The 12,109-nt window shown below is 68.3% G+C and carries 7 protein-coding genes; 5 read left to right on the top strand and 2 right to left on the bottom strand.

What is annotated here, in order from left to right:
- Positions 1 to 1,474: hypothetical protein (locus D7V93_RS25625; protein ID WP_120645897.1), on the top strand; the 1,474-nt coding region annotated here is incomplete at its 5' end.
- On the opposite strand, the gene D7V93_RS25620 is transcribed toward D7V93_RS25625, so the two are convergent.
- Both D7V93_RS25620 and D7V93_RS25615 read right to left on the bottom strand, forming a co-directional pair.
- The gene (locus D7V93_RS25620) at positions 1,464 to 5,348 is read right to left on the bottom strand and encodes a CHAT domain-containing protein (protein WP_120645896.1); all 3,885 of its coding nucleotides are present in this window, start codon (positions 5,346 to 5,348) and stop codon (positions 1,464 to 1,466) included. The two genes, D7V93_RS25625 and D7V93_RS25620, sit on opposite strands and share 11 nt — an antisense overlap.
- Before the next feature lies 1 nt (position 5,349).
- Positions 5,350 to 5,649, bottom strand: coding sequence for a DUF4258 domain-containing protein (locus D7V93_RS25615; protein ID WP_147451317.1), 300 nt, complete (start codon positions 5,647 to 5,649; stop codon positions 5,350 to 5,352).
- Between the two features lie 220 nt (positions 5,650 to 5,869).
- On the opposite strand from D7V93_RS25615, the gene D7V93_RS25610 reads away from it, so the two are divergent.
- The 4 genes from D7V93_RS25610 to D7V93_RS45175 all read left to right on the top strand — a co-directional run bounded on the left by D7V93_RS25610 (position 5,870) and on the right by D7V93_RS45175 (position 11,932).
- Complete coding sequence (locus tag D7V93_RS25610) at positions 5,870 to 9,691, top strand: CHAT domain-containing protein (protein ID WP_120645894.1); 3,822 nt, start codon at positions 5,870 to 5,872, stop codon at positions 9,689 to 9,691.
- On the top strand, positions 9,688 to 10,722 hold the full coding sequence (locus D7V93_RS25605) for a hypothetical protein (protein ID WP_147451316.1): 1,035 nt from the start codon (positions 9,688 to 9,690) through the stop codon (positions 10,720 to 10,722). The genes D7V93_RS25610 and D7V93_RS25605 overlap by 4 nt, the downstream gene beginning before the upstream one ends.
- Positions 10,719 to 11,387, top strand: a complete 669-nt coding sequence (locus D7V93_RS25600; protein ID WP_120645892.1) for an anti-sigma factor — start codon at positions 10,719 to 10,721, stop codon at positions 11,385 to 11,387. The genes D7V93_RS25605 and D7V93_RS25600 overlap by 4 nt, the downstream gene beginning before the upstream one ends.
- 389 nt (positions 11,388 to 11,776) lie before the next feature.
- On the top strand, positions 11,777 to 11,932 hold the full coding sequence (locus D7V93_RS45175; RefSeq protein WP_158623853.1) for a hypothetical protein: 156 nt from the start codon (positions 11,777 to 11,779) through the stop codon (positions 11,930 to 11,932).
- Positions 11,933 to 12,109: the final 177 nt, after the last annotated feature.

Genomic DNA, 12,109 nt, shown 5'->3' with positions numbered 1-12,109 from the left:
CCCTTCCTCCGAGGCCCCGTCTCCGCAGGAGCGTCCCAGCGACGATGCCATCTTCGGCGAAGAGGACGCGCCGAAGTCCGGCGAGGCGGCGCGGCAACCCTCGGCCACCGAACCCAGCGAGCCCTCCGCGCCCGGTGGCGACCGGGACTCGGAGGCCCTGGCCGGCCCGGCGACCCGCAGCGCCTTCGACTCCGCCGAGGCGGTGGATGATCCGCTGAAGATTGGCGGCCTGTTCTACGTGCGCGCCTTCGTGGCGGGATACGAGGGCGTGTCCTTCGGCGACACCGCGTTCTCCGCGCCCACGCTGGTGGACGGCTACTTCGACGCGCGGCCCACGGACCGGCTGCGCGCCTTCGTGGTGGGGCGGTTGACCTACAATCCCTCGCTCTCCTCCCAACCCGCCGAGGGCGCGCCGTCCAACCCGCGCGTCCTGTTGGATCAGGCGTGGCTGCGCTTCGACCTGGCGCGCACGGTGTTCTTCACCGTGGGCAAGCAGCACGTGAAGTGGGGCACGGGGCAGATCTGGAACCCCACCGACTTCCTGTCGCCCCAGCGGAAGAACCCGCTGGCCTTCGTGGACCTGCGCACCGGCGTATCCATGATGAAGCTGCACGTGCCCTGGGAGGCGCGAGGCTGGAACTTCTACGCCATCGCCGTGACGGACGACCTGGGCACCGACGCGGGCGCCGTCGTCGACCCCAGCGGGGGCCCGGCCCGACCTGGCGGCGATGACCCCGTCAACCGCCTCGGCCGCATTGGCGGTGCGCTGCGCGCGGAGGTGGTGGTGGGCCCCGCGGAGGTGGGCGTCAGCGCCGTGGCCCAGCGAGGCCGCAAGCCCCGCTTCGGCCTGGACCTGTCCTCCGCCCTGGGCCCCATCGACGTCTACGGGGAGCTGGCCCTGAAGAAGGGCACGGACCAGCCCCTGTACCGGCTGCCCGAGGGCACCACGCTGGAGGACATCCTCCAGAACGGCATCCAGGTGGAGGCGTACATCCCCGGGGGCCTCACGCCCCAGGTGACGGGCGGCGCGAACTACAGCTTCCCCTACGGGCAGAACGACCTGGCCGTATTGGGCGTGGAGTACTTCTACAACTCGACGGGCTACACGAGCTCCGTGGGCTACCCGTACCTGCTCGCCCGGGGCGCCTTCCAGCCGCTGTACGTCGGGCGCCACTACGGCGCGGCGTACCTCTTCCTGAACCAGCCGTTCGACTGGGACCACACGGCCTTCAACTTCTTCACGCTGGGCAACCTGTCCGACAGCTCCTACACGAGCCGGCTCAACATGACGTACCGCGCGCTTACCTACCTCACGGTGGAGGCGTTCGGCGCCGTGCACTACGGCCACAAGGGCGGTGAGCTGCGGCTTGGCTTCTCCGTGCCCGACGTCACCGTCAATGGCCAGGAGATCCCGGGCGTCACCGTGGCCGCGCCCACCTTCGAGCTGGGGGTCGGCCTGCGCCTCAGCCTGTGATGCCCGGTTGGGGGGCAGGGATTGGCCCCCCATCCCAGTCCTCCAGCCTGCGAACAATGAGGCGCCACCCGCTCCAGCACAGCGGGCTCTGGAAAGGCTGCAGGTACTCGGCGATCCGCGCGTCCGTTCGTTGCGCGGAGCTGTCGTGCGCGGGGCCGGTGGGTGCCGTTGACCTGGGAGGGACGTAGCGGACGAGACACCCCATCGCGTGGGCAAGGCTGGAGCTGTCCCAACTCCCATCCTTCCGAGCCCCCCAGGCCTCTCTGAGCCGCAGCACGGCTTCCGTGAAAGCCTTCTCGAGATCAGCGTGAGGCACGGAGGTGGTCATGGTGCCGCGCAGGTGTTGTTCGATGACTCCTCCCTGGCTGAACGCGGCCCGACACTCCTCGCGGGCGCTCCTCAGCGCCGCGGCATCTCCCCACCCCTGCTCCACGAGCAAGGCGAACCGCTCCATCATCAGCGCGCTGGTGAGCGCGGGCACCTGCCAGCGCGAGGCCATCACCCTGCGGCTGCCCGCCTGAAGGAAGGCCGCCGAGAGATCCTCTGGCTCCTCCGCGGGCCCATGCTCCGCAAGCGAGCGCCCATGAGCTGCTCCCTCGCAGGCCCAGAGTTCCACGCACTCGACTCCCGCAAGCGGAAGGCTGCGCAGCTCGCTCACCCTCAAGTCGACACGGCCCGCCTGCTGCTCGGCATCCACCAGCGTGATGCGATCCTGCTCTGGGTTGAGCTGATCATGGTGGCCATGGAGGAAGAGCCGGACGCGGCGGCAGGAGCGCAGTTCGGAGTGGAGGCGGCGGGCATCACACGCGTCTTCGCCCGAAAGAGGCGGCCGGCCGTAGCCTTGTGATGCCAACGCCTGTTGGCACTCCCGCGCCACCTGCATCTGCTCGCGGAACGTGCCTCCTCCATGAAGCTGAACCGTACCCTGTCGCACGGGCATCCACGCGGGAGCCACCTCACCCAGATCGGCGAGTGTGTGCACGTACCCGATGAGATAGCGCTCGCCCAGGCGCGGCCCTCCAGGTCCCGCGCGCAGCTCTTCCCAGGGCAGGTAGACATGATCCGTGCCCCGGAGCATGAAGAGCACCTGGGTGATGCCGTGCCGCTCAAGGCGCTCGCTGAGCTGGCGGGCCCAGTCCTCGTGCGCGACACAGAGCCGCTGGAGGGCTTCGCCGAGCTGCCGCCAGCCCTCCCCTCCCGGGATGCCATCGTCGTCCACGAAGGCGGAGAACAGTCCCTGCATCGCGAGCAACTCCGGCTCATCTCCCGCGAGGCGCTGAGCTTCTCCGAGCAGATAGCGCTGCACCGCTCCTTCCGTGTGCAGGAAGACGCTGACTGGCGCGAGGCCCTTCAGATGAAAGCCTGGCACGACAATGGCCAGCTGGGGGTGCGCGGCCAGGAAGGCCTCGATGCGCTCAGGCGCCGTAACGGGCGCGGGCACGCCGTCCGGGATGAGCCTCAGCGCGGCCAGCTCGAAGAACGTCTCCACCACTCCGCGCCGCGCGCGATCCACCAGCTCGTTGATCTTCTCCGGATGCATCGCCGCCATGCGCTGATCCACCAGGATGGCGCCCTCGCGCCGCTGCCACTGCTCCCGGGGGACTCCGGTGAGCTGCTCGATGGACTCCTCCGGCACATCCTCGGCGAACGCGGAGATGTGGCGCGCCTTACCTTCTTCGAGCAGTGGAGCGAAGGTCTCCCGCACGAACGGATCCTCCCGTCCCGCCTCGCGCGCCATCTTCAAACGCCCCCAGGCATCGAGCTGGCTCCGGTAGTGGTGGAGATGCCGGAACAGCCGCTCCACCGTCCCTACGGGGGGGAGCTGCCCCTGCCCCTTCCCACTCACCACCCCGGCCATGTCATCGTGGAGGGCGCTCGTATACACGTAAGGGGGCTCCACCTCCCCATGGCCAAAGATGAAGGCCCCGGCCCGGAAGGCCGAGGCTCCTCCCAGGTCAATCAGTGCCAGCGCACGCGCAGGGGCCAGCGAGGACAGATCCGCCGTGGCTTCGCGCGCGCCAAGGACCAGCCCGGAGATCCATCCCGAGAGCAACACCCGCTCTGGAGCTGACAGCCCGATGCTCGAGAGCTCCGCGTTGAGCATGGGAAGACGCCCCTCGACATAGCTCCGCACCACGTCCATGGAAGCGCCCGCCACCGCCGCCTGAGCCAGCACCTGCGGCTCGTAGCTCGACAACAGCAGCGACGTGGAGACCGACAACGCGGGCAGACCGGCCCGGGTCAGCACCGAGCCCAGCCCTTCGAGCTGTGAGGCGGTCAGCGGCTGACGGCTCCACGCCAGCAGCCGCATGAGCTCGGCAATGGCCTCGTGCACGCGGCGGATCGATTGGAGCGGGTGCCGCGGGTTGAGCTTCCGGGGGTTCTCCCCGTGCAAGCTCCCCAGCGGCCAGGCATGGGTGACGGTGTTCACCAGGACCGTGATGAAGGTATCTCGAACGCTCTCGCTCAGGAGCTCCCGGCAGTACTCCCGTGCCTGTTCCTCGTGCCGGCTGAAGGACTGCGCGTCGAGGGCGTCCTTCTTGTTCGAGAGATCGAAGGAGACGAGCGTCCAGAACTGGAGGAGCCCTGCCGCTCCGACAATGAGCGCCTGCCATGGATCCCGGGATGCGATCTGGAGCATGTGTGCCAGGTGGGCGCGGACCTCCCGCAGATTGCGCTGGCGCCACCTCGCCATGCGCTCTCCGGGGGGCACGGGCTCCTGCCCCGGAGGCTCGGGACGGACCAATTCGAAGATGCCGGCATAGAAGAGCTCTCGCTCGTGCGCGGCACGGAAGAGCGCTCCAAACGAGCGGTGCTCCTCCTCGCCCAAGCCCGCATCGGTCAGCCACGTGCTGAAGTCTTGACCGTAGGCAAGCACCTGCATCAGGGCGTGCGCACCCTCCTCCGCTGAGTCCTGGAGTGCCATGAACCGGCTCAAGCACTCGGTCGCGGCAATGCCGGCGCAGGCCGCATGCACCGGCTGCCCCAGCTCCTTGAGGCAGTTGAAGGCCTCATCGAACGCCGCCGCGGCATCCTTGAGGTTCCTCGCGGGAGTTCCCTCGCGAAGCTCGCTCAGTACCTGCCCACGTGTCAGGAGCGCCTCCGCGCGCAGGGCCCGAAGCGAGCGGTACTGCTCGGAGACCCTGTGGGTGCCGAGATGGAAGGTCCGGCCCGCCCGGTGCCGTGCATCGACAGGGCGGCCATCCGGGCAGGGCCCGTCTGCCTCTCCATCATGGGTCTCTTGAATGCGGAGGGCGATGTCCTCAGGCAGTGTACGCAGCAACCTCCCGCCCACGCCGGAGACGACGGTCCCGCGGCTGTCGGCCGCGAGCAGGGCCTGCTTGAAGCGGACGACCAGGTCCGTGTGCCTCACCTCCCCGGAGACCGTGGAGAACGCTTCGGCCAGCTCGGAGACGATGAGGGCTCGCAGCTTGTATTGAGGGGCACGTGAGGAGTCCCTGCGCTCCAGCACCTCGTCGAGCGCCTCCGCTTCCAGCAGGAGGGCCGCGAGCGAAGAGGATGACAAGGCGCCGCGCTTGCCAAGTCGGTGTGCCACCCTCACCACCAGCAGGAACGCGAACTGGTCATCGCGGCGGGGGGAGAATCCCTGCCTGACGTGGTCGCCCACCGCTAGCAGCGCCTCCAGGAGATCGCTGTCGGTGATCCGCGGTGCCTGGCTCACCAGCAGGTCGGCGGCCTGCTGCGTCAGGCGTCCCGCCTCGCTGACCGTCATCGGGCGGGAGCGGATGAACTCCGGGAGTGCATTCAGGACCCACAAGACGGCGTTGGCGTCCGGCGTCAGCAGGATTGCGCTGCTGCGCCCCACCGCCTCCTGAATGGCCCGCCGCACCAGCTCGTCAAATGCCTGACTCATGTCATCCCCTCCCCGCGCCGGCCTTCGGCCCGGACTCCCGGATCAGCGTCGGGATGTCCCCGTAACGATCCACGGGGACGACCACGCCCAGCGCCTTGTTCCAGAGCCCTGGCGGAATACAGCAGGGGCGCCGGACCCCCTGCACCGAGTACCGGTCGCCTCGCTCGTCTCGCAACGGCATACCATGGCGGATCACGATCCGGACCACCTCCAGCGAGATGCCGCGCTCGACAGCGCGCTGCTTCGCATGGCGGGTCAGCCGGAACGGCCCCACGTCAAAAAAGACATCCATCGAAGTCACATCCACCTCCCACACGCTGTTGCCGGCACAGGCCGGTACAGAGACAAGGGGGCTGTGGGCGGGCTTGTTTCCCACTCACGAGGCCATGGGTGGAGCGAGGGGCCGGGTACGCCATCGTGGGAAACAAACCGGTTCCTCTGTGCCTTGAACCACAAGCGGGCAGAATCCCCAGAGGAGACCCATGCGAGCCGATGGACTGAGAACCGCGGTACGTGAAGCCGTGCGCCCCCTGCGAGAGGGCCGGAGCCACCGCTTCGAGGAGCACCCGCTGCTCGTGGTCGCCAGGGCCCTCTCCCAGTTCGTCGATGGCCACCCGCAATTTCAAGTGAAGCGGACCCTGGGAGACACAGCGCACCTCGCTCAGGAGGCCATCGAGGTGCTCTTCGCCGACGGTGGCGGCATCACGCCCGAGGAAATCGCGGTGTGGCTCCAGTGGAACATGTCCATGCGGCCCTTCGTGGCCCCGCCGTCCCAGGGAGTGACGGGCGTGGAGGTCATGACCCACCTGGCGGTCCTCGCCCTCAAGAAGCTCCTTGAGATGCGACGGGTCGCACCGGAGTCCTCGGCCCTGCTCTGCATGGCGCTCAACAGCATGGATGACGAGCTCTTCAAGCAGCTCCGGGAGCGCTACAGCGTGCGCCCCGCCATCCTTGGAGAGCTGGTCCGCTGCTTCGATAAGATGCCGGGCCGTGTCCGCCATGCGGACCTGACGGCCCGACTCAAGTGGGGACTGGCCGCGAAGGAGCTCGACAAGGAGGGGCTCTTCGCGGTCGCGCTGGAGGTCTTGAGCACACTGCCAGCAGCCATCGCTGCGCGCATCCAGGAGACCAGCGACGGGAATGGACCCGGGCGCTGCCCCAACGGGCACACTGTCTCTCCCCAGTTGGAAGCGGGACGCGTCATCACGGGGCTGGGGCTCGGAGGGCTGCGCCAGGGCTACCGCTCCCTGCCCCTGCTCCGGGCAGAGGCGCTCTTCGAGCTCGGCCGTGTGCTGGCCTCGATCCGTTTGGGGATCTCCGAGCGGAACCTGGCCGAGGCGCACCAGCGCTTCGATGAGGCCTCGGTGGCCTTCATGGCGGCGGGGGACCCGGCCACCGCCGCCATGGCCGCCATCGCCGCGACGGACTGCCTGGCCCGGAGGCTCCCGCTGGTCTTGGACCACGAGCCGCTCTTCGCGCTGCGCCAGCGGCTGCTCGCGTATGGCACCGCGGCGCACCAGCAGGTGCTCGGCAGTGGGCTCCCAGCCGTGCAGGCCCGGGAGCTAGGCCAACTCGCGAAGGCCGCGCATGCCCCGGTGCTTGCCTACAAGGGCGTCGAGGACCTGGCCCATGTGATGGCCTCCGAAGTTCCCTCTCCCGAGGTGATCCACTCCCTGGAGCGGCGGGCGCAAGACTCCTTCCAGGGAGCCACCGCGCACTTCCAGGCCCTGCGGGAGGCGTCCCCGCACGACCCATGGAAGGCCCTCCAGTTCGGGACTGCTGCCTCCCTGTTGCAGACGACCTTCTGGATCACGCTGCGCGGCGTGCTCTTCATGCGGTTCGACAAGGCCCAGCAGGCGCTGTTGCGCGAGCGCTTCGAGGAGCTCCTCCGCCAGCACACTCCCCCAGGCTCGATTGAGGCGTTCCTCCAGGCCATCTCCTCGGCGGCGGCAGCACTGGACAATCCCTCTCATGGTGCGCACTCCACGTGGATCCTGGGCCTCAGGACCCACCCACTGGCCTCTCACGCGCGGCTCTTCGAGTCCATCAGCGCGCTGCTGTGTCTACTGATTGAGCTGGGCCAGCTCCTCACCCCGGCCCAAGGGGTGCTCATCGCCGAGGCCCTTGAGCAGGCCGGCATCCCCTCCCTCGAGCTGGCGATCGTCTTCGCGTTCAAGGCCGCGGAACTGAAAGCGCTCCGCGCTTCCTTGAAACCCGGACAGCCCGCGGGAGATTGGGTGCGCTACCTGCGGCTGAGAATCCACACCCTCGAGTCCGCGCTGAACACCGTCATGCGCACCGACTCGGAGCGCGCACAGCTCTCGGGCTGGCTGATGGAACTCGTGACGCTCTTCCGCACGTTCCACGACGACTTCCGGACCTTGCCCCCTGGGGAGGCACTGTGGCTGCTCGAGCGCGGTGGTGCGTCCACCTTCCGAGCCAACAGCCTCTGGCTGGGCCGCGGCGAGTGTGGTGTCCCGCCCCGGTACTCCACGCGCTCCTGGAGCGACGTGGAGCAGTCCATCCAAGCGCCCCTCGAGGCGGAGGATGCTCCCCACAGCCCGCTGAGGCACTGGAACGAGTTCCTGATGGCGCACGCCACCCTGGCGCAGTACGGGCGGCTGAAGATGTCCATCGAGGCTGGCAAGCTGGACCCCAGGGTCCAGGCCGTCTTCTCCCAGCTGCTGGAGGATTCCGCGCTGAGCCGGATGGCCTTCGGGCGCGGCACTCCGCCCGAGCACATCGAGGAGCTCACAGGTGTGCCTCCTGAGCACTGGGAGCAGCGCGACGGCGTCACCCTTGTCCGTATCCCGCTGGACTCATACGAGCAGGTCTGTGATCAGGTGGACCGGGCACGGCGGCGCATCGCCTGGGCCTTCTCCGCGCTCCGCTCGGACGGGGAGGTGCCGGACGGGGACCCTGTGCCTGACGTTGATCCGACGGCACTTCAGGCGCTCTTCAAGCGCCGGCCGGGCCTGGGCGTGCTCGTGCCGGGGCCCTGGCCCGAGGTGCGTACACCGCTCTCCCTGTTCGTCTGCCGTGAGGGCGCCCCTACCCGCCTCGAGTCGGAGGTGCTGACGGAGAGCGCCGGGCGCGAGCATGCCGTCTCCGTGCTCATGGAGGTCCGGGAGGCCATCCGCCAGGACCGGGCCAGACCAAGCAACGCGTCCTTCCAGCAGCTCGGCGCCGCCATGGACACACTGCGGGAGGCGCTCGCCCCATGGTCACGGCACTTCGCCGCCCTGCTCGCGCGGGAGGGCATCTCCGAGCTGCTGATCCTCCTGCGGGGGCTGGACTTCGCGCTCGTCCCCTGGGAGGACCTGGAGGCCGATGAGCAGGGGGGGCGCCTTGGGGACCGCGTCCTGGTGGGCTCGCTCTACTCACTGGCTCAGCTCCCCACACGCCCCGCCTCCTCGCGCGAGGGGACGGTTCAGCTCCATGGCGCTGGAAGCTCGGCCCATGTCATGGAGCTGGGCGCATCAGGGATGCGTGCACTTGCATCGGTGGGAGTGGCCCGGCCGCCCCTCAGCGGAACAGAGGCCTGTGATGCACGGATGCTCCGGAATCAGTTGCGCACCGCCGCGCGCCTGAGGCTCTTCCTGCATGGCTTCCACCACAGCCTCCGCCCCGAGGCGGACAGGATCACCCTGGTGGATGGAGAGAACCTGGGCGAGCGGGTGGACCTGAAGCCTGAGGACATTCATGCCCTGGCGATCGCGGGCATGGACTGCGTGGAGCTCTGGGCCTGCGAAGGGGGCGCATACGGACGGCACCTGATGGAGCACGGTGTCGCCGAAGAGCCGGAAGACCTCACCGTGGCCTTCCTGCTCGCGGGGGCCCGTCGGGTCATCTCATCCCGCTGGCACGTCCCAACGCTCCCTAGCGCCCTGCTGATGGAGCGCTTCGCGCTGTTGCTCTCTGCTCAAGGCAACGAGCCCGAGGCGCTCGCACGCGCCCGCGTGGAGCTGCGTACCGCCTTCTCCCAGCGCGGCTTCATCGAGCAGCGGCTGATGGAGTGGGCCGCCAGCCGGCAGAACATGAACGCAGCCGGGATCTCACAGGAACTCGAGCGCGCGTTCTCGGAGGCACTCCTGAGCCTCCGCTCGTCCTGGTATACGCAGCTCGGACTCTCTCCCGGGGCGATCCAGGGCACCTCCGGGGCAAGCCTTGAGCGGATGATCCGCTTCGTTCCTCCCCGCTCACAGCAGACACCTTCGGCTCCCGAGGACTCCGGACCTTCACTTGCCCAGAGGATCCAGGACATGCTGAAGCCCTTCCGCAGCTCCATCTGCTGGGCAGGATGGCGGCTGACCCTCCGGACGCTCGAGGACTGGCGCGCATGAGCCGTGAGAAGGCCAGGGACGACCTGCAGGCCGAGCGCTGGCTCCAGGAGAGCCATATGCTCCCCCCGCTCGAGGACCTCTCCCTTGAGGGGCGCAGCGCCTTTCTGGAGCAGCATGAAGACATCCTCTGGGATTTCTGGAGCAAGGCCTTCTCGGTTGCTATCGCGAGTGAGTCCATCGACCCCAGGCGTGCGCTGGGTGCCCGGGCCAATGAACCCGAGCCCTCGGCCCGGGAGATCGCGGACAAACTGATCATGGCCCTGCATGAGCGGTCCCGGATGGACCGGGCCAATGCCTGGGGGAACCTTGAGGGCTGGTACGCCTGGCTGATCGGCGGTGCCGCAGCCCGGGCGGGGCGCCGTCTTCCCGTGCGCGTCCAGGCAGAGGGCCACTCCGGGGACGTCCCGGAGGAGCTGCTCGATCTGCAGCGCATGCTCGCGCGCTGGCGTCAGGTGCTGGAGCGCCTTGTCGAGCGCACGGGCATTCGCGCCATTGAACTGGACTGGCTCTGGGCCACGTACCAGGTCCGCAAGCAGCTCACCGAGACGCTGGGACAGTCCACGGAGACATCTCGGCTCGTCAGCGCGGATCTGCAGACCGCCATCGCGGGTAGCTCCTCACCGGGTCAATCACAGGCCGACCGTATCGCCCGCACCCGGTCCGGTGCCGCCGCCTGCTTCCGGTTCAACGTCGAAGAGCTGGCCTCACGAGGAAGCTCGCCGAGCCCTCTGCTCGCCATGGCTCGGACGGTCTTCGTCGGACCCGCCAGATCCAAGCCACCCTACCCCCCTCAGATCCTCATCGACACCGCCGCAGTGACCGCATTCGAGGAGGTCTGGCACCTGGCCCGGGAGCGAGTCCGGCCCAGCCCCGAGGACGGGCACGTCGAGCGCCTGTGGAAGGGCGTTTTCCGCTGCGGGCTGAACAAAGCGGCCCTGAGGCTCCTGCCACGCAAAATGGAGGAAGCGCTCCGCGGCGCGCTCCCCGAACCAGACGGCACCCCCATTGAAAACAGAAGAGATGAGTCATGAGCACCCTCGTGCCTGACGTGGATCTGCTGCGCGCCTACTTCTACGGAGAGCTGCCGCCGGAGGAAGAGGCGGAGGTGCGCCGGTGGCTCGTGCTCCATGCCGACCCGGGAATCCTGGCCGTATGCGATGAGCTCGTCTCCGAGCGCGAGCAGCGGCGGGAGTTCCTCGCCTCCTCCGTTGCCAACCCTCTGCGGGCAAGGCTGGAGCGGGCCTTCTGGCAGGCACGCTCGCGCCTGGGAACACGGATGGCATCGCTCGTCGATGTCGACCGGGAACGCCAGCTCGCCCTCGCTCCCCTCAGCGGGCCTCCCGTGGAGGAGACCCTCATCCCGGCCCGCCTCGAGCACCCCATCTACCTGCGGCTGAAGCTGTCAGACTCGGGCCATGTCTGTGTGTACGCCATCGAGTCGTGGAGGAAGCTCTCGGTCCTGTGGCGCAGCCCGGGCGTGGTCCAAGCTGGAGAGGCGGACGAACTGCCCGGGTTCGTCCTCGAACGACCGGAGGACGTGCTCGACCTCTACCTGGTGCTCGACACGGCGGAGCCCCCGCCCTCTCCGGACGCAGAGGATGGTCCTGAATGGCTCGCGAAGCTGTTGCAGCGGACGGCGGCGAGCCCGACTGCCTGGGTGCTAAGGCGAACCTTCGTCCCCGCTGGCACTGCCTGACAACGTTGAGCAGCCGGGTTGAGCAACCGGGTAGCCACGGCTCGATGCCGGGCTGAGGTCTCGGCTGTAGGGCGGCAGGAAGACAACCCGGGCGACGCGCGACTCACGATGACGTCGATAGGCGCGCGGGCGTCCTCATCAACGCGCCCGCGACGACGCTGCCCTCCATCTTGCGCAGCGTCGCGTTTCCGACAAGGTCGTTGATGTGACCTCACGGGCAACACCATGATTGTCCGTCATCGGATCCATGGGGCAATGGCTGTCCCGGGCAGGCAGGCACACCCTGCTGTGCAAGGCAGCCACGGTTCCTCGTGACGGCCGGTCCGACTCCAACAGTGCGTGGGCCGGACTTCCCTGCCATTGGCAGCGCCGTCCCAAGGTGACCCATCGTGTGGCGTGTTCCCGCGGCGGGGACCTATTCGTTCTCCACTCGGAACTCCAACTTCGACACCATCATGGAGATTCGTAACTACAAGGCCACGTCCGAGGTCTTGTCTTGCAATGATGATACGGGAAGCCTCCTCACGTCCGCCTCCACCAACTGAACATCGTCAAGCGGTAGCTGTCGATGGCGTAGGGGCGCGCGACGCCGTGTCTGTCTTTCTTTCAGGGCACGGCAGGCGGCACCGTCACCGTGTCGCGCGGCCCTCTTGCGCCCACGCCCCCCTCCGCGATACATGCCCTGCCCGGATTCGAATTTGCGAATCAATCTCAAAATCCCC

This window comes from Corallococcus llansteffanensis (assembly GCF_003612055.1).
GTDB lineage: Bacteria > Myxococcota > Myxococcia > Myxococcales > Myxococcaceae > Corallococcus > Corallococcus llansteffanensis.
This window is presented reverse-complemented; position numbering and strand designations above follow the sequence as displayed.